This window comes from Azospirillum sp. RU38E, from assembly GCF_900188385.1.
Lineage (GTDB): Bacteria > Pseudomonadota > Alphaproteobacteria > Azospirillales > Azospirillaceae > Niveispirillum.
Window position 1 is genome coordinate 237321 of record NZ_FZOI01000005.1, and the last position, 19741, is coordinate 257061.

12 protein-coding genes and 1 pseudogene are annotated in these 19741 nt (G+C 60.4%); 7 read left to right on the plus strand and 6 right to left on the minus strand.

The annotated features are described in order from the left end of the window. Window position 1: 1 nt before the first annotated feature. The gene (locus tag CHB97_RS12490) at window positions 2-1573 is read right to left on the minus strand and encodes an ABC transporter ATP-binding protein (RefSeq protein WP_244559514.1); all 1572 of its coding nucleotides are present in this window, start codon (window positions 1571-1573) and stop codon (window positions 2-4) included. A 39-nt stretch (window positions 1574-1612) separates the two neighbouring features. Beyond that, the gene (locus CHB97_RS12495) at window positions 1613-2626 is read right to left on the minus strand and encodes a BMP family protein (protein WP_089288301.1); all 1014 of its coding nucleotides are present in this window, start codon (window positions 2624-2626) and stop codon (window positions 1613-1615) included. A 260-nt stretch (window positions 2627-2886) separates the two neighbouring features. On the opposite strand from CHB97_RS12495, the gene CHB97_RS12500 reads away from it, so the two are divergent. Then, on the plus strand, window positions 2887-4944 hold the full coding sequence (locus tag CHB97_RS12500; protein ID WP_089288329.1) for a PhoX family phosphatase: 2058 nt from the start codon (window positions 2887-2889) through the stop codon (window positions 4942-4944). 113 nt (window positions 4945-5057) lie between these two features. Further along, a complete protein-coding gene (locus tag CHB97_RS12505; RefSeq protein ID WP_244559515.1) occupies window positions 5058-6662 on the plus strand; it encodes an alkaline phosphatase in 1605 nt (534 codons plus the stop codon). Between the two features lie 53 nt (window positions 6663-6715). Here CHB97_RS12505 and CHB97_RS12510 read toward each other — a convergent pair whose 3' ends face one another. Next, window positions 6716-7813, minus strand: a complete 1098-nt coding sequence (locus tag CHB97_RS12510) for a methyl-accepting chemotaxis protein (protein ID WP_089288302.1) — start codon at window positions 7811-7813, stop codon at window positions 6716-6718. Between the two features lie 355 nt (window positions 7814-8168). Here CHB97_RS12510 and CHB97_RS12515 point away from each other — a divergent pair, with 355 nt between their 5' ends. Then, the gene (locus tag CHB97_RS12515; protein WP_089288303.1) at window positions 8169-8570 is read left to right on the plus strand and encodes a hypothetical protein; all 402 of its coding nucleotides are present in this window, start codon (window positions 8169-8171) and stop codon (window positions 8568-8570) included. 6 nt (window positions 8571-8576) lie between these two features. Here CHB97_RS12515 and CHB97_RS12520 read toward each other — a convergent pair whose 3' ends face one another. After that, window positions 8577-9275 (minus strand): hypothetical protein, encoded by a 699-nt coding sequence (locus CHB97_RS12520; RefSeq protein ID WP_143271318.1) that lies wholly within the window; start codon window positions 9273-9275, stop codon window positions 8577-8579. A 198-nt stretch (window positions 9276-9473) separates the two neighbouring features. On the opposite strand from CHB97_RS12520, the gene CHB97_RS12525 reads away from it, so the two are divergent. The 3 genes from CHB97_RS12525 to CHB97_RS12535 are packed head-to-tail and all read left to right on the plus strand — an operon-like array spanning window position 9474 to window position 14353. Continuing rightward, entirely contained in the window at window positions 9474-10439 is a 966-nt protein-coding gene (locus tag CHB97_RS12525; protein WP_089288305.1) for a UDP-glucuronic acid decarboxylase family protein, read from the plus strand. 54 nt (window positions 10440-10493) lie between these two features. Continuing rightward, window positions 10494-12473, plus strand: a complete 1980-nt coding sequence (locus CHB97_RS12530) for a hypothetical protein (RefSeq protein WP_160105800.1) — start codon at window positions 10494-10496, stop codon at window positions 12471-12473. 38 nt (window positions 12474-12511) lie between these two features. Beyond that, complete coding sequence (locus CHB97_RS12535; protein ID WP_244562529.1) at window positions 12512-14353, plus strand: tetratricopeptide repeat protein; 1842 nt, start codon at window positions 12512-12514, stop codon at window positions 14351-14353. Between the two features lie 472 nt (window positions 14354-14825). Here CHB97_RS12535 and CHB97_RS12540 read toward each other — a convergent pair whose 3' ends face one another. Beyond that, the gene (locus CHB97_RS12540) at window positions 14826-16238 is read right to left on the minus strand and encodes an HlyD family type I secretion periplasmic adaptor subunit (protein ID WP_160105804.1); all 1413 of its coding nucleotides are present in this window, start codon (window positions 16236-16238) and stop codon (window positions 14826-14828) included. 11 nt (window positions 16239-16249) lie between these two features. After that, entirely contained in the window at window positions 16250-18373 is a 2124-nt protein-coding gene (locus CHB97_RS12545) for a peptidase domain-containing ABC transporter (protein WP_089288309.1), read from the minus strand. 444 nt (window positions 18374-18817) lie between these two features. On the opposite strand from CHB97_RS12545, the pseudogene CHB97_RS12550 reads away from it, so the two are divergent. Then, window positions 18818-19741, plus strand: a pseudogene (locus CHB97_RS12550) (heme utilization protein); the annotation flags it as partial.

Genomic DNA, 19741 nt, shown 5'->3' on the forward strand with positions numbered 1-19741 from the left:
CTTACTGTTCCTCGCCGGCGCTGACGCCGGCCATCATGCTGCCGATACGGCTTTCCGTGGCCTCTGCGGCGGACAATTCGCCGACAATCTCCCCATCGCACATCACCAGGATGCGGTCCGACAGGGCCATGATTTCATCCAGTTCGGCGGAAACCAGCAGGATCGCCTTGCCCCGGTCGCGCAAGCCCACCAATTGCTTGTGGATGAAGGCGATGGCGCCGATATCCACCCCGCGCGTTGGCTGGCCGACCAGCAGAATGTCTGGCTCCTTCTCCATCTCCCGCGCCATCACCAGCTTCTGCTGGTTGCCGCCGGAGAACAGGGCGGTGCGCAGCGACGGATCGCGCGGGCGCACATCGAACCGTTCCATCAGTTCCGCCGTCTTGGCGGTGACCCGCTTCCAATCCAGCCGCCAGCCACGCCCCAGCGGCTTATCGTCGTGATAGCCCAGGATGGCGCTCTGTGCGGCAGGAAACTCCTTCACCACGGCCAGTTTCAGCCGGTCTTCCGGCACATGGGCCAGACCGCGCCGCCGGGCATCGGCCGGGTCATAGGCGCTGCCGGCTTTCAGCGTCTCCCCCTTTATCGTCAGCGTACCGCTGGCAAAGGGCAACATGCCGGACAGCACTTCCAGCAATTCCGACTGGCCATTGCCGGCCACGCCGGCCACGCCGACAATCTCCCCGGCCCGCACGGTCAGGCTGGCATTCTTCAAGGTGGTGACGCCGCGCGCATCCACCACATTCACGCCTTCGGCTGCCAGCAGCACGGGCCCGGCCGCCGCCGGGGCCTTTTCCACCTCCAGATTGGCCTTGCGGCCCACCATGGCATCGGCCAATTGCTGCCGGTTGGTCTCCGCCGTGGCAAATTCCGCCACCACCGCCCCCCGGCGCAGCACCGACACATGGTCGGTGATGGCCATGATTTCCTTCAGCTTATGGGTGATCAGCACCACGGTGCGCCCCTCCGCCCGCAACCGTTCCAGAATGCGGAACAGTTGCGCCACCTCTGGCGGGGAAAGCACGGCCGTCGGTTCGTCCAGGATCAGCACATCGGCGCCACGATAGAGCGCCTTCAGGATTTCCACCCGCTGCTGCACGCCCACCGGCAGGTCGGAGACCAGCGCATCCAGCGGCACTTCCAGGCCGAAGGTGCGCTCCAGCGCCTCCACCTCCTTGCGGGCGCGGGCCACGGCGGGGGCCAGCAGCGGCCCGCCCTCGTGCCCCAGCAGCAGATTTTCCAGCACGGTGAAGGTTTCCACCAGCATGAAATGCTGGTGCACCATGCCGATGCCAAGGCCGATGGCGTCTTGCGATCCCTTGATCGCCACTTCCCGGCCCCGCACCAGAATCTGGCCGCTATCGGCTTGGTAGAAGCCGTACAGGATGCTCATCAAGGTCGATTTGCCAGCCCCGTTCTCCCCCACCAGCCCGTGGATGGAGGCAGGGGCGAAGCGAAGCGTGACGTCCTTGTTGGCATGGACAGGGCCGAAGCGCTTGTCGATGCCGACAAGCTCCACCGCCCATTCATGGGCGGGTTTCGGGGCAGAATGCGGGGCCGGCGTGACGGTCACTGCGTGCATCCGTGGTGTTGGGTGTTCAACCGATGGGCCTTAATAGACGCAGCTATCTTTGTCGCTGTAATTCACGACATGGCGGGTGCCGGCCTTGATTTCATCCGCCGCCTTGGTCACGGCGGCCAGCATTTCCGGGGTGATCAGGGACCGGTTATTCTCATCCAGGGCCCAGCCCACGCCTTCCTCTGTCAGGCCCAGCCGTTGATGGCCGGGTTTCCAGGTGCCGTCCATCACGCCCTTGAAGGCGTTATAGGCCGCCACATCCACCCGCTTGATCATGCTGGTCAGCACATGGCCGGGAAACAGGTGGTTCTGGTTGCTGTCCACGCCGATGCCCTGCTTGCCGGCATCGGCGGCGGCCTGCAGCACGCCCAGGCCGGTCTGGCCGGCGGCGGCGAAAATCACATCCGCGCCCCGGTCCATCTGGCTTTTCGCCAGTTCGCTGCCACGCGTCGGGTCGGCCCAGGCGGTCGGCGTTGAACCGGCCATGTTCGAAATCACCTTGGCATCGGCCCTGGTCGCCTTCACGCCCTGCTCATAGCCGCAGACGAACCGGCGGATCAGCGGAATATCCATGCCGCCGACGAATCCGACCGTACCGGTCTTTGACGCCATGGCCGCCAGCACGCCGACCAGATAGGAACCCTCATGTTCGGCGAATTCCACCGACTGCACATTGGGCAGGTCGACCACCCCGTCGATCAGGGTGAAGCGGACATCGGGATATTCCCGGGCCACCTTTTCCACCGATGGCGCCATGGAAAAGCCGACGGCGACGATCACCTTGGCGTTGCGCGCGGCCAGCCGCCGCAGGAACTGTTCCCGCTGCGCCTCGTTGGTGATCTCAAACCAGCGGAAATTGACCCCGGTATCGGCCCGGAATCGCTCCGCCCCCTGGTTGGCCCCTTCATTGAAGGATTTGTCGAACCGGCCGCCCATGTCAAAGACGATGGCAGGGGCAAATGTCTTCTCGGATTCAGCGCCGGGGGCGGCTGCGACAACAGACAGGGTCAGAGCGGCCGCGCAGGCGGCACGGCGAAAAAAATTCATCGGCACCGTTCCGAAAAAAGGCTGTACGCGCCCACCCTCGCAAAGGTTGGGACGCCACCATCACACCAGCCGCACAAGCTAGCCAGTTCGTCGGGCGGGGGCAAGATGTGGTGGATATTTTGTTTCGCGGCCGGACAGAGGATGCCGGCCGGCCAGACTGTCAAATAACTGTAGCATCATGGGGCTATAAGCGGCGACATATGTTTGACGCCACCGGCCCGGCCCTTGGCCCGGTTCCGGCCTATTGGAGTTTCCGGCCCATGTCCGTTGACAGCATCACCCTGGAAGAGTTCGAAGCGGTCCAGAATCGCGGCAGCAGCCCGGAGAGCGAACCGACCTTCGGCGAGGTGGTGCAACAGCGTCTCGGCCGCCGCAACATCCTGCGCGGCCTGCTGGGTACGGCGGCCATCGCCGCCTTTGGTCCGGCCGTACCGCTGCCCGACGGGATCGCCGATGCCGCCGCCCAGGCCGCCCCCGCCGCTGGCAAGGCGGGCAAGGACGGTTTCAGCTTTGTGTTTGAGGAAATCACGCGCGGGGTGGATGATCACCACCATGTCGCCGCCGGCCATGATGCCGATGTGCTGCTGCGCTGGGGGGAGCCCTTGTTCGCCGACAGCCCGGAATTCGACCCCTATAAGCAGACGGCCGACAGCCAGTTGAAGCAGTTCGGCTATAATAACGACTTCACCGCCTTCATGCCGCTGCCGCTGGGGTCCAACAGCGCCGATCACGGCCTGCTGTGGGTGAACCATGAATATACGATTGCCGAACTGATGTTCCCCGGCCTGGTGCCGGAAGGCCAGGATCGTTACGCCCCCGAAGCGATCACGAAAGAGATGGCGGAGATCGAGATGGCCGCCCATGGCGGCTCCATCGTCGAGATCAAGCGCGGCAAGGATGGCAAATGGGCCTATGTGCGCGGCAGCAAATATAACCGCCGCATCAGCGCCCTGAAGACGGCGATGACGATCACCGGCCCCGCCGCCGGCCATGCCCGCATGAAGACCAAGGCCGACCCGTCGGGCCGTACCGTCATCGGCATGATGAATAACTGTGCCGGCGGTGTCACCCCCTGGGGCACGGTTCTGTCGGGAGAGGAGAATGTCGACGGCTATTTCATGGGCAAGATCGACCAGTCCCACCCGGAACAGCGCAATTATGACCGCATGACCATCCCGTCCCCCTTCTATCAATGGGGCCGGTTCGATGAGCGGTTCGATGTCAACAAGGAGCCTTATGAGGCCAACCGGTTCGGCTGGATCGTGGAAATCGATCCCTATGATCCCACCAGCACCCCGCGCAAGCTGACGGCGCTCGGCCGCTTCAAGCATGAAGGGGCGGGGGTGCATCTGAACAAGGATGGCCATGTCATCGTCTATATGGGCGATGATCAGAAGTTCGAGCATGTCTATCGCTTCGTCTCCAAGGGCAAGTTCAACCCGGCCGACCGCAAGGCCAACATGAAACTGCTGGAGGAGGGCACGCTGTCCGTTGCCCGCTTCGATGCCGATGGCAGCGTTACCTGGCTGCCGCTGGTGCATGGCCAGGGGCCGCTGACAGCCGCCAATGGCTTCAAGGATCAGGGCGATGTGCTGATCAGCGCGCGGCTGGCCGCTACCCATCTGGGTGCCACCCGCATGGACCGGCCGGAGGATATCGAGGTCAATCCCAAGACCGGCCGCGTCTATGTGATGCTGACCAACAATGATGACCGGGCCAAGGCTGACCCGATCCACCCGGTGCAGGCCCAGGTGAACCCGGCCAATCCGCGTCCGGCCAATAGCTGGGGCCATATCGTGGAAATGCTGCCGCCCGGCGATGACCATACGGCCAGCACCTATAAGTGGGAAATCCTGCTGAAGGCCGGCAACCCGGCCGATCCGAAGACGGGTGCCAGCTTCAACGCCGCCACCACGGCCAATGGCTGGTTCGCCTGCCCGGATAATTGCGCCTTCGACAGCATGGGCCGCCTGTGGGTGGGCACCGACCAGGGCAATAAGTGGCAATGGACCAGCGGGGATGCCGATGGCATCTGGGCGGTGGAAACCGAAGGCCCGCTGCGCGGCACCGCCCGCATGTTCTTCCGCGTGCCGATCGGGGCGGAGATGACCGGCCCCAGCTTCAACCCGGATGATTCGGCCCTGTTCCTTTCCGTCCAGCACCCCGGTGCCGATGGGGTGGAGAAGGTGACGAAGAGCGGCGGCCGCGCCACCTTCGCCGATCCCGGCACCCGCTGGCCGGATTTCAAGCCCACTCTGCCGCCGCGCCCGTCCGTGGTGGTGGTCAGCCGCAAGGGCGGCGGGCCGATCGGGGTGTAACCTATCCAGGGGGCGTGCGGTCGCACGCCCCCTTGTCTTCGCCATGTCTTTGATGGCAGAAGCCCTTTGGCGGCGGTCTTCATGGGCCGCCTTTTCTCTTTCTGTCAGGTTCGATGATGAAGCCCGTCCTGCCCGCGCCCCTGCTTGCCACCCGCCGCCAGTTGCTGCGCCTTGCCGGCGGTGCCGCCGTGGCGGCCCTGGCGGTGCCATCCATGGTGCGCCCGGCCTTCGGGCAGATGAATTTCCTGGATTATCCGTTCCAGTTGGGTGTCGCTTCCGGTGATCCCTGGCCGGATGGTTTCGTCATCTGGACAAGGCTGGCCCCGCGCCCGTTGGAACCCGATTACGGCATGGCCAAGGAAGTCATCCTGGTTAACTGGGAAGTCTCGACCGACGACCAGTTCAAGAATATCGCCGCCAAGGGGCAAGCCAAGGCCCATCCCGAACTGGGCCATGCCGTGCATGTGGAAGTGACGGGGCTGCAGCCCGGCCGCCCCTATTATTACCGTTTCCGCTGCGGCGGGGAGCGGTCGCCGCAAGGCGTGGCGCGCACGGCGCCGGCGGCTGGCGCGCCTTTGCAGAAGCTGCGCTTCGGCGTGGTCGGCTGCCAGAATTACGAACAGGGTTTCTTCACCGCCTATAATCTGCTGGCGCGGGAAGAGCTGGATTTCGTCTATCATTATGGCGATTACATTTATGAAAGCGGCGGTCGCCCCTTCTATTTCAGCCGCAATACCAACCGGGCCGAGCCGACGCCTCGCCTGACAGGATTGCCGGAATCCTTTTCGTTGGATGATTACCGGCGCCGTTACGCCGTCTATAAGATGGATACCGATCTGCAGCAGGCCCATATGGCGGCCAGTTGGATCACCGTCTGGGACGATCACGAAATCGTCGATAATTGGGTCAGCGATTTCGATAAGGACGGCACGCCGCCAGAAATTTTCCGCCTGCGCCGGGCCGCCGCCGCCCAGGCCTATTATGAACATATGCCGCTGCGCCGCAGTTCCATTCCCAATGGGCCGGATATCCAGTTGTTCCGCCGCTTTACCTTTGGTGACCTGCTGGACATGCATGTGCTGGACACCCGCCAATATCGCAGCGACCAGCCCTGCAATGATGGTTTCCGTCCCGCCTGTCCGGCGGTGGATGACCCCGCCCTGACCGTGCTGGGCGACCGGCAGGAAGCCTGGCTGTTTGACAATATGGCCAAATCCACTGCGCGCTGGAACAGCCTGGCCCAGCAGGTGATGATGATGGCCTGCGACCGGGAGCCGGGGCCGGAGGATATCCGCAACATGGATAGCTGGGATCCCTATCGCGTGGCCCGCAAGCGGCTGCTGCGGCATCTCAGCGACAATAACATCCGCAATACGGTGGTGCTGACCGGCGATGAGCACCAGAATTTCGCCGGCGACCTCAAGCTGGATCCGATGGACCCGTCGACGCCCGTCGTGGCGACGGAGTTCGTCGTCACCTCCATCTCCTCGGGCGGGGATGGCAGCGACATGCGCCCCAATGCCAAGGGGATGCTGGCGGAAAACCCGCATATCAAGCTGATCAATGATCAGCGCGGCTATGGCATCTGTGACGTGAACCACAAGCGGTTCGAGATGGAATTCAAGGTGTTGGACAAGGTGACGGAGCGGGGGGGCAAGCTCTCCACCCGCGCTAAATTTGCCGTTGATCCCAAGAAGCCGGGGGTTCAGAAGGCCTGAGCCCCAACCATGCTGACGCGCCGACCCTGTCGGCGCGTCAGGGCAAAGAACCTTTATGCCACGGTTTCCAGCGGCTTCTGCACGATCAGGCCATACCAGCCCAACCCCTTGTAGGTTTCATAGCCGGGCGTCAGGGCGAAGGCCACCATGGTGCCGTCGTCGGCCTGATAATAACCCGTATCGCGCCCGCCGGTTTTCAGCGGATAGGTTCCTGTGGCCAAAAGAGCCCGGTCAGAGGCTGCCAGCACCCGGAAATTGCTGTCCACGATCAGGCATTTGGTGCGGTTGCTCAGCCGTTCATCCTCCGTCAGCCGCACGCCATCGACCACGGTTCCGGCCTGGGGGGCCCAATCAAAGAAGATGCCCAGCACACCCAGCGGACGGCCTGTTTCTGCCCCGCCGGCGCGGATGGCTGTGGCATAGGTGGCGACCGGTTGCCCCGCCAGGGCCGGATTGATCGCCACATCGGCCACGGCGAATTCCCCACCATGGCGGGTGGCCATGGCGTTGCGGAACCAATCCTGGTCGGCCACCGACTGGCCCCGCACCCCATAGCGCTGGGGGCGGCCGTTGGCGATGACCTGTCCATTGGCATCCACCACCCAGATATCCAGATAAACGGTGTAGGATTTCAAGATCACGCCCAGCCGTTCGGCCGCATAGGTCGCCGTTGCTGCCGAAGGTGCTTCCAGGGCCTGGACCATGGCGCTGTCGGTGGCCCACCAGCGCACATCGCAGGAGCGTTCATAGAGATTGCGGTCGATAATATCGATCATGTTCAGCGCCAGATCGGCCAGGCGTTGCCCCCGGATGGAGCCCACCAGTTCCTGCCCCAGCCGATGCAGCCGGTGGGCACTGCCGACAATCTCATCCCGCATCCGGCTGGCGGCTTCATCGATCTCGCTGGAAATCGATTGTACCTCCGCCGCAACAACACCGAAGCCGGCGCCATGGCTGCCGGCCCGCGCCGCCTCGATCTTGGCATTCAGGGCCAGTATTTTCGTGCGACGGGTAATGTCACCGATGGCGCCGGTGCGCTGCGCTGAAACGTCGGCCACTTCACGGGCCAGGGCAATGATGGTTTCCGGTGAGGCCGCATTGCCGCTGGTAAAGGTTGAATTCAGTTCTGGTCGCGCCAGATTCATCGTCATGCTCGTCACGCGCTGTACCTGTTGGATTGATTTGTTACGATTATTATTAAGGTGCTCCTTTGCTGGAGCTTTCAGAGTTTGAATATTATCAGTGATTTTATGAATAACCAGTCCAAATATTAGGCACTTAACGATAAGGAAAGGAAATTTAAGATACGGGTTTTTCAGTGTTTCCGGGCGGTGTTGCCTGCTTTGGCGGCGCCGCTGGTCTCGATTGCCTGATTTCTGGGCGGCACTGGTACGGCGCTCCCGATTGAAGAATCGGGGCGTGGAACGGCTGGACACAGGCCATTTTCATGCTATAGCGCAAGACAGATGCCGGTTCGTGTGCCGGCCCTCGCCAAGGGAAACGGGAATGGCCGCACTCTATGTGGCGCGCAGCGCCAATATCTGCCAATGGGCCTCTGATGTCGGGCTGGGCAAGAATATCTTCAAGGTTGGGGTCTGCGACGGCGACCCGGCGGCCCTGCTGGCCAAGGGCATGGCGGGTGAAACCGATTGGAAGCTGCTGAAGCAGGTGGAAACCGATCTGGACGAGAGCGCAGTGCTGGAACGTCTGGCAAAGCGGCAGAAGCAGGTGGACCCCACCTACTATCCCCGCATCAAGGGGGAACTGGGACTGTACAAGCTGACGGATAATGACGTGCAGCGCCATATCGTGCTGGCCCGCGCCTTGGAAGGGGAGAGCGAGCGGGCACCCATCCGGCTGAAGCCGGTGGATTATGCCAATTACCTGATCAGCAACGCCCTGCGCTGAGGCGCGTCACGGCGGGCTGTCCAGGGCGAACAGCATCACCACGCCCCGGCGCTGGTTGTCCGCATCACCGGCCTGTTTGGGCAGGCGCAGGCTTGTCCGGCAGGCCGCATCCATCGGGGCGGCCAGGGCGCTTTGGACGAAGCTGGCGAAGATCGGATCACTCATATCCTTGTTGCCGGCCAAAAAGGCAGCGCCGCGCACTTGGCCCGCATCATCGAAATAAACCCCGATCTCCGCCCGCATATTGCCGTTGCCGGCCGGGACGGCGGGGGGCGTCCAGCAATCCATCAGCTGGCTGCGCAGGGCCGGCCCCGCCTCCCCGTTCAAGGCTTCGATCTTCGCCCACATCACCGGCGGGGCCGGGGCATCCACAATGGCCGGCTCCCCCTGGCGATGGGCAGGCGGCGGCGGGCGGACATTGTTCTTGGCCTGTGGCTTGGCCGCAGGCTTCTTGGGCGCCGCCGGGGTGGGGCTGGGGGCGGGCGCCGGGGATGGTTTGACGCGCAGACGTGCCAGTTCAGCAAAACGCCCGTGGGGATAGGCATTAAGATAGGCCTGAAATTCCGCCGGATTCTGGCTGTTGCGGATGCTTTCCCAGAATACCAGTTCCGGGTCGGCGGGTGCCGCCGGTGGGCTGTGCGTCGTACAACCGGCCAACCCCAGCAGCAATAAACCGATCCCGATATTCCGCAGAACCCTGACCACAGTCACCCCCTTGATCCGTGGGCAACCAATACTGTTGGTCGCCAAAGGTGCCAAGTCCCAATCATCCGCCTTAACCTTGGCATTTCAGCTTAAGTCGTGGCATCCACCATCAACTGTGGGTATAAACAAAAGGCTTAGGGGTCGGTGGCCCCGAGATTCTTCAATGCCAAAGGCGGCAGATAAACCATAAGGATCGTCATGAAGCGTGCACGCAAGCGGGTTCTCGTCGCGGGTGGGGCTGGTTTTCTTGGCTCGCATCTTTGTGAGCGTTTGCTGGCTGATGGGGCCGATGTATTATGTGTGGATAATTTTTTCACGGGTTCACGCGATAATATCCTGCACCTGTTGTCCAATCCGCACTTTGAGGTGATGCGCCACGACATCACCTTCCCCCTCTTCGTTGAGGTGGATGAGATTTACAATCTTGCCTGCCCGGCCTCGCCCATCCATTACCAGTTCAACCCGGTGCAGACGACCAAAACCTCGGTGCATGGTGCGATCAACCTGCTGGGGCTGGCCAAGCGGACCAAGGCAAAGATCTTTCAGGCCTCCACATCCGAAGTTTATGGCGATCCGACTGTTCATCCCCAGACGGAGGAATATCGCGGCAACGTCAATCCCATCGGTCCCCGCGCCTGCTACGATGAGGGCAAGCGCTGCGCAGAAACGCTGTTTTTCGATTATCACCGGCAGAATGGGGTCAATATCCGGGTTGCCCGTATCTTCAATACTTACGGCCCGCGTATGCATCCCAACGACGGACGAGTCGTGTCCAATTTTATCGTCCAGGCCCTTCAGGGGGATCCGATCACAATCTATGGTGATGGTTCGCAGACGCGTTCCTTCTGCTATGTCGATGATCTCATTGAAGGGTTTATTCGCCTGATGGCGGCCCCGGATGAGGTGACAGGGCCGATCAATATCGGCAATCCTGGTGAATATACCATCCGCCAGTTGGCGGAGGCGGTGGTGCGTCTGACCGGTACCAAATCAGATTTCATTGTCAAACCCCTGCCGCAGGACGATCCCCTGCAGCGGTGCCCGGATATCACCAAGGCCCGGACCCTGCTGAACTGGGCCCCTACCATTCATCTGGAGGAAGGGTTGACGCGCACCATTGCCTATTTCGCCGACCAGTTGCGCCAGGGTGCCTTCACGGCCTGAGCAATGGGGGGCAGAGACTTTTTTGGCGCGATCCGTAGATAACGGGGAATGGAAGTGCAGCATCTAAGCGCGCTCGATGTCATGGCCGGTGCCAACAAACTGGTGGCAAGCGGCACCACGAATGAAGCAGTCAGTCTTTACAAGACATGGATCGATTGTCATCCGAATGATCCATTGTTATCGGTTGTTCTGTTCAATTACGGGGTGCTGCTGGGTGATCTCCGTCATGATCAGGCCGCCTTGCATGCTTATAATGAAGCGATCCGGGTGAAGCCGGATCTGGTTCCCGCCCATATCAATCTCGGTTCTGTGCTGGAACGGCTGGGCGCGGATGAGCTGGCCCTGCAATTTTGGGACAATGCCGTCAATCTGACCGGGTCGGTCAATGATGCGGCCATGAACTACCGGATGACCGCCCTGAAGCAGCGGGCGCGCGTGCTGACCAAGCTGAACCGGACACCGGAGTCGGAGGATGTGCTCCGCCTTTCGCTGGAAACCCATGCCGATCAGCGCGAAGTCATTCAGCATTACGTTTCGGCCCGCCAGCGCCTTTGCCGTTGGCCGGTCATCAACCCCGTGGCGGGATTGACCGCGCCACAGATGATCGGCGTCCTGGCCCCGCTGAGCATGGCGATCTATACCGATGACCCGATGCTCAATCTGGCCGCCGCGTTTGATTATAGTCGCAAGGAAGTGGGGTGGGCCCAGACATTTCATGACCTGGAGGAATATCGTGACCGCCCCCGCGCCGCTGACGGCCGACTGCGCATAGGCTATCTGTCATCGGACTTGCGGGCCCATGCCATCGGCTATCTGACGGCGGAGATGTTGGCCCTGCATGACCGCAGTAAGGTGGAAGTCTTTGCCTTTTTCTGCGGCTTCCAGGCAGAGGATCCAATCAAGGCCCGTATCCGCGACAGCGTGGAGCATTGGTTTGACATTAATGGGCTGGATGATGAGCAGGCGGCGGCGCTGATCCGTGAAAAGCAGATTGATATTCTGATCGATATCAATGGTCATACCAAGGACGGCCGTACCCGCATGTTGGCGCGGCGGCCGGCACCGGTGATTGTGAACTGGCTTGGCTATGCCGGCACGATGGGCACGCCCTATCATCAGTACATTATTGCTGACGACACCATCATCCCGCCGGCCCTGGAAAAATATTGTTCGGAAAAAGTCGTGCGGCTGCCTTGTTACCAACCCAATGACCGGCGGCGTGTCATAGACCCGAAAACGCCGACGCGTGCAGAGGCGGGCTTGCCGGAAGATGCCGTGGTCTTTTGCAGCTTCAATGGGTCGCAGAAAATCTCGCCTTTCACCTTCGCCCGCTGGATGGAGGTGTTGAGGCAGGTCGATAATTCAGTGCTCTGGGTCTTGTGTGGCCAGGAGGTTGTGGAGCAACGCCTGCGTGAGGAGGCGGAGCGTCTGGGGGTTGATCCGGCGCGTCTGATCTTTGCGCCCAGCCTGCCGAACGCGGCGCATCTGGCACGCTATGCCCTGGCCGACCTCTTCCTGGACAGTCTGCCTTATGGGGCACATACCACGGCGTCTGATGCCTTGTGGATGGGTGTGCCGGTGATTACCGTCCCAGGGCGGAACTTTGCCTCCCGCGTTTGCGCCAGCCTGGTCCGGGCTGCCGGTATGCCCGAGCTGGTTTGTGACAGCCCGGATTCCTATGTGCGTCTGGCGGTGGAACTGGGGCGTGACCAGGCGCGGCGGCAGGCGGTGCGGGACAAGCTGCGGGCGCAGCGGGACAGTTGCGTGCTGTTTGATACTGACCTGTTCGTTCGGGAGATGGAGGCGTTGTGTGAACATCTCTGGCAGGAATGGCAGGAGGGCAGGGTGCCGCAACCCGATCTGACCAATCTTGATCTCTATCTGGAGATTGGGGCCGCGCTGGATCACGAAACGGCGGAATTCAGCTTTATTTCCGATTATGAAGAACGCTATCGGGCCGCATTGGCCCGTCGGCACAGCTATTCTCCCATACCCTATGATCAGCGCCTGTGGCCTGCCCCCACCCCGCTTTGAACCGATTCTGACGGATAGATGGAGACATGGCCGTGACCATGGAATTTGCCCCGCAATTTACCCTGATCATCCGTCGCCCCAATGTGGCTGCCATGCCATTGGGGGAACAGGTGTGGCTGCGCAGCATCATGCCGCAGCTTGACTTTGCCCAGTTGAGTGCGTTGGTCGCTGCGGCCCGACCCTATACGCCGGCGATTGCAGTGGAAATTTATAAGCTGTGGCTGGAGGTTCATGGCAACACAGCGGTCGGTGCGGCCGGCATCTGGTTCAATCTGGGTGTCGAGCTTTCTGCTGCCGGTGATCGGACGACCGCCATCACCGCGTACCAGAACGCATTGCTGCTGAAGCCCGATCTGTATCAGGCCTCCTATAATCTGGGGATTATCAAGAGCGGATCGGGTGACCTCGACGGCGCGCTGGCGATCTGGCAGGGCGCTTTGCAGCCTGATGAGGCGCGGACCATGCTGCTCAATCAGATCGGCCGCGTCCTGGAGGAAAAGCGTGACCTTGATGCGTCGCAGCAGACGCTTTATCGCTCCTTGCTGACCAATCCGCATCAGCCTGATGCGATACAGCATTGGAGTCTCAACCGGCAGGCCATCTGCGCCTGGCCGGTTTTCGGTCCCGCGCTTCCCGGCATGACACCGGCAGAGGTAAAGCGCCATTGCGGTCCCCTGGCGGCGCTCTCCTTGTTTGATCGTGTTGAAGATCAGATGCAAATAACGGCGGAATGGCTGAACCGTAAAGTCCCGGCCGCCCCGCAGCTGCTGGCACCGCCCCAGGGATATCGGCATGACCGTATCCGCATCGGCTATATGTCGTCAGATTTCTGTGCTCATGCGATGAGCTTTTTGATTGTTGAATTGTTTGAGCGCCACGATCGGTCTAAGTACGAGGTTTTTGGTTATTGCTCGTCCCGAGAGGATGGCAGCGACATTCGGCGCCGGGTCATTGCCGCCCTGGATCACCATATTCCGGTCAACCATCTCAGCGACGCTGAGGTTGCCCAGCGCATTCGTGCGGACGAGATTGATATTCTGATCGATCTCAACGGCTTGACCAAGGGGGCCCGGATGGAAACCCTGCGCTGGAAGCCGGCGCCGGTGCAGGCAACATATCTGGGATATATTGGCGGCCTGCCCATCCCTGAATTGGATTATCTTATCGCCGATCGGCATGTCATTCCGCCGGAAATCGCGCACCAGTACCACCCAAAGCCGCTTTATCTTGATGATCTTTACCAAGCGAATGACAGCCGTCCGCCTAATCTTCCGCCGGTCAGTCGGGAAGAAGAGAAATTGCCGGCGGACAAATTTATCTTCTGTTCCTTTTCCAATCATTACAAGCTGAATGAAGAGATGTTCGATGCCTGGATGGAAATCCTGCGTCGGGTGGAACATGGTCTGTTGTGGCTGGTGAGTGATAATGAAAAGGCTAGGCAGAATATCCTTCTGCAGGCTGCCAATCGGGGAATCGGGCCGGAAAGGCTAATCTTTGCCGGCCGGGTTGCGCCCGATCATTATCGGGCTCGCATGGCTCTGGCCGACCTGTTCCTGGATACCACGCCTTATAATGCCGGTACCGTGGCCAGTGATGCCCTGCGCGTGGGGCTGCCCTTGCTGACATTGCAGGGGGAGACGTTTGCATCCCGTATGGCCAGCGCCTTGCTGACGGCCGTCGGGTTGCCTGAACTGGTCACCACCAACCGCGCGGATTACGTCGATCTGGCTGTGTCATTGGCGCATGACCCGGTGCGTTATCGTTCCTTGCGGTCACAGCTGGATGGCGGTGAGGCCTGGATGCGCAGCATCGGCAATACTGAACGGTTCACCCGTCAGTTTGAGGCGGCGATGGAACGGGTTCTGAAACGTCCTTCGTGATCGCAGGCCCTATGGGATTGGCTGGCGGCGATTTTCGCCTTCAGCCAATCCTGCTGTGCTTAATTAACCGGGAGATGGATCGGCGGTAAGGGCGGCTTCAGCGCTAAAAGGTGCCTGAAACAGGTTGGCGGCGGAATATGCCGGCACTTCCTGGCCGGTCAGCGATTCGAATGACACAGGATATGGTATCATACCAACCCGCCGGAGGCAGCGCCCGGCGCGTGAGGGAACGCGAAATCTCCCTGGATCGGTCACGATCAAGGGAGATTGGTATCAGAGTCCGTCCGGAAAGTTTCACGTTATCTCAACGTCTTACACGTCTTATCTTCAAACGCTACCGTCACCCGTGCTGTGGCCGGGGTCCAGAATCACAGGCGCTTTGCTCTACGAAACTGGACCCCGGCCGCAGCATGGGTGACGGGATTAAAACATTAAGATGTTGAGAAAGAAGGAAAATTTTTCAGACGGACTCTCAGGGTTCCCGTATGGCTTCGCTGAAACCGCGGGTGATCGGATAGAGGAAGTAGGACAGGATTGTCCGATGCCCCACTTTGATTTCGGCGCGCACGGTCATGCCGGGGCTCACTTGTGCCCCGTCCGGCATGTTGGTCAGATGGGTTGACAGCAATTCAATCCGGCCCCGATGCACCGCCCCACCGTCAGCGGGCAGGGGAGCACGCTGCGCGTCTGTCTGCTCAATGGCCCCATTTGGGGCAAAGGATTCCTGACTGACTGACAGCAACTTGCCTTTAAGCATGCCATGACGTTGGAAGGGGAAGGCATCGACCTTCACTTCGACCACATCACCTGGCTTAGTATAGCCGACATCGGATGACCGGATGGTGATCTCCGCCATCAGCGGCACATTGCTGGGCACCATGGAGATCAGGGCCTCAGCCTCACGGGCAACCGATCCTGCCGATCGCTTGGCGACTTCCAGAACAATACCATCCTGCGGGGCTGTCAGCTTGACCAAGTCGCTGATTCGCACCGCCTTAGTCAAGGCTTCGTCAATCTGTACGGCCTGTGTGCGCACCCGCACCAGTTCCTCCAGCAACTCCCGTTGCCATTGGTCAATAAATGACTGCCGCTGTGCCAATTTCGCGGACAGGCTTGAATTCAGTTCGTTCAGCTTGTTGATGGTATTCTGCAGACTGCGCTCCACCTGCAGCCGCGTGGACCGGGCATCAAGCAGCTGCAGCCGCGAGCCTGTCTGTCCGCGGAAAAGTTCGTCGCGCAAATTCTCAACATCCCGTGCCACCGCAAGCTGCTCGCTCAAGGAGCCGCGATCATCCTGGGCTGTACGCAGGCTGGCCTTGAGATTGGCAATCTCTCCGTCAAACGAGGCAAGTGTGGAATTATACTGGGCTTGCCGCTGCGTATAGAGATTGACCTGCAAAAGGATGTCCGGGTCGTTGGATTGCTCCATCGCAGCCGGCAAAGGCTGCCCGGAAACCTCTACCTGCAGCCTTTGCAATTGGGCGATCAAGGATTTCTGCTGGGCCGTGAGGCTGGCTTGATCAGCGCCGGCGAAGGTTGGATCCAAGGTTGCCAGCACCTGCCCCTTTTTAACCGCGTCCCCAGGTTTGACATTGATTTCCCGAACGATGGACCGTTCGAGGGGCTGGAGAACAATGGCCGGGCTCTCCGACAGCAGGCGGCCGGAGCCGGCCACCACCGTGTCGACTTCGACGATGCCGGAAACGATGATCAATAGAACGAACAAGCCGGCGACTGCCAGATGGGGGCTGCCTAGAATCGGGGGGGGCGGCTCGGCAATCACCTCTTCCAGGTCTTCCTGAAAGGGCAAAGCCTCTGGGGTCACCATTGTTGGCGGACCCGCAGCAGGACGCCGCCGCAGGATGGCCGGAACCAGCTTCTTCATCAGGGGCGCGTTCATTGGATGTGCTGCGTCTGGGTTTGCCATAGGTGCCGATAAATCTCACAGCGTTCAAGCAGCACGGAATGGGGCGCGAAATCCACCAACTCGCCCTGTTCCAGCACAATGATTTTGTCCGCTGTGACCAGGGAGGAGAGGCGGTGAGACACAATGATCATGGTGCGCCCCCGGGCAATATCGGACAGGTTTCGCTGAACTATTGCTTCGCTTTCCGGATCAAGGGCGCTGGTCGCCTCGTCAAAGATCAGCAATCGGGGGCGTGTAAGCAAGGCCCGCGCGATGGCGATTCGTTGCCGCTGTCCACCAGAGAAATTCGCTGCGTTTTCTTCCACGAACGTATCATAGGCCATCGGCAATCGATTGATGAATTCGTCTGCGCCTGCCATCCGTGCCGCCTCCAAGATCTCCGGCATCTGGGCGTCCGGCCGCGCGGCGGCGATATTGTCCCGAATGGTGCCGCGGAACAGCAAGTTGTCTTGAAGCACGACGCCGATGGAGCGGCGCAAGTGATTAAGATCAATATAGCGCAGATCAACCCCGTTCAGCTGAATCATGCCTTCCTGGGGGCTGTGAATCGCCTGAATCAGCCGCGTGATCGTTGTCTTTCCCGAGCCGGAACGACCGACAACCCCGATGACCTGCCCCTCTTCAACGGCGAATGAGACCTGCTTCAATGCCGGGTTTGATGCAGGATTATAGCGGAACGTTACGCTGTCGAAATTAATATTGCCGGTGATGACAGGCCGCGATGGACGGGTCCGGGTTGATCGTTCCGGAACCGAATTCATTACGGTTCCCAACATCTTCACCGACAAGGAGGCTTCCTGATACTCATTGATCAAGGCGACCATCTGAACGAGAGGACCGGTCACGCGGCCCGACAACATATTGAAAGCGACCAGCGCACCAAGGCTGAGGCTTCCATTAAAAACTTCTACAGCACCGACAGCCAATACACTGATCTGCATCAGTTTTTCCAAGCCGCCGGTCGTGACAGTACCCAGCGCCGCGATCCGGCCGACGGAGGCATGCCGACGCACGGCCTGCGCCACCTTGTTGTCCCACTCACGCTGACGCAATGGCTCCAGCACCAGTGATTTGACGGCCCGCATCCCATGGATGGTTTCAACCAAATGGGCTTGGCGTGCGCCTTCCGTTTGGTAGAGACGATCCAGCTCGGCACGAAAGCGTGGCACCATACCGCCGATGACGCAGGCGATGGCGACAGAAAATGCCATCACAACACAGGTTAAAGTACCTGAATAGAAGACCAACAGAACAATGAGAATCGGCAAAGTGGCCGCATCCAGGATAACCTGGAACAACCGACCGGTCAGGAAATGCCGCAGCTTCTCTGTTTGCTGCAGGTGCCGTACCAGCACCCCCGCTGTATTGGTTTCAAAGAAGGACAGGGGCAGGCCCAGCAGATGCTGAAACGTGCGGGAGGTGAGTCTGGCGTCAATCTTGTTTGACGCCAGCAGCATCAGGTTCTGGCGCACATAACTGAAGAAGCCGTCGAACACTGTCAGGATGATGAAGATCAGAACGACCGCAAACAGGGTCTGATAGCTTTGATGGCTGACGACTTTGTCAATGAGAACCTGGAAAAGCAAAGGGATGCCCAGCCCGATAAGATTGGCCATCAGGGCGGCGATGGCGACCCCGCGGAACAATCTGGCATGGCGAACAATTTCGGGCATGAACCAGCGCAAGCCGAAGGGCTGATTCTCATCCGTCAGCGTATAGACCCGCTTGCAGATGACAAGCGTGCCGCTCCAGTCCGCCATGAACTGCTCAGCGGTCAGCAGCTTCACACCTTCATGTTCGATAGTCGGGTCCAATATCGCGGCGAAACGCTGCCCGTCGGCCGCCGTAACCACATGGGCCAAAACCACCCAGGTGCCATCCTTACGAATCGCAAAGGCGGGGTAGGCGGTTCCAAGCTGGCCCGCCTTTTCCCAGCTGCAGCGCTCCAATACCCGCCCCTTCAGGCCCACCGCCCGCATGGCTTTCAGGGTGGATCCCTTGATATCATTGGCGCCACTGACGGGAAGCTCTTCTGGCGCAAGCTGAATCCCATGATGCATGGCAATCAGGAAAAGGCAGCGCAAGGCCGACATATGGGGGGACAAGGGAGGCCTATTTTCCGAGGGGTAAACCTATCAATCCGAAATTAATGGGATTCTCCGCATTTCACGAGAGAAAACTCCTCATAGTCGGATTTATCCTTCCCGACCGTGAACTGGAGAGCCTCAATTCTGCGTTCTGTCGGCTCGACATAAATCCTCAATAGAATTGCGCCTTGACTCCTGCACAAAAGGGGTATTCTATCCAAACAGGCCCAAAAAATTTGGGTGCCTTACTCCAAAAGGGGAATGACTCGGCTGTCGGTGGGTGCGCGTAGCGCGCTTCACGCTAGCTGTGTGTATCCGGCGTCAGGCTCCAGTTGTCTTGGGTTTAGAGTCTATCTGCGGGGGTGGACTTGTAAAGTCGCAGGCGATGGTGTGGCAGCACCGTGTCTTGACTTGTTCCTCCAAGTAAACCTGGGCGTCGGAGCAACAGCCATGTCGGTCTTGTCTTTCCTCACGACAACGCAAATTGCAGCGTTGAACACCACCACTATCGCATCGCTGACCTCGACCCAGTTGCGGTCGCTCAGTTCGACGCAGGTGGGTGCCATAACCACAGAGCAGCTGCAGGCTTTGGCCACATCACAGATGGCCAGTCTCGCCTCCACCCAGGTGGTAGGATTCAGTACGACTGCTGTGGCCGGGCTTTCGTCGACGCTTCTTTCGGCCTTGACGACCAGCAACATCGCCAGCCTGTCTACGACCCAGATTGGGGCTCTTGCTACCGATCAGGTGGCCGCCCTGACCACCAATTGGGTGCGTGCGCTGACGACGGCGCAGGTTGCAGGTCTGACGATCACCCAGGTCGCGGCGCTGACGACGACGCAGGTTGGTTCGCTGACGACCACCCAAATTCGCGGCATTGAGACGACAGACCTCGTGGCATTGACCACGGATCAGCTTCCAGGTCTGACGACGGGTCAGCTTGCCGCGCTGTCAACTGATCAGCTTAACGCGATGGAGACGACGGATCTCGCGGCGCTGACGGCGACGCAGATCCGTGGTCTGACGACGGCCCAGCTGACCGGCTTTACTACCGATCAGACGGCCGCTCTGACCTCCGAGCAGCTTGGTGCGCTGACGACGACGCAGATCCGGGGTCTTGAGACCGCGGACTTTGCGACCCTGACCTCGACCCAGTTGTCGGGCTTGGTCGCCACGCAGATGCCGGGTCTGACGACGGCCCAGCTGAATGCACTGACGACGACGGCCGTGATTGCGCTGACGACGACGCAATTGTCCGGCTTGCTGACAAGCCAGATTGCGGGCCTGAGCAGCACCCAGATGGGCGCGCTGACGACGGACCAGATTGGCAATCTGACGACGAACCAGCTGCGTTCGCTGACCTCGGCCCAGATT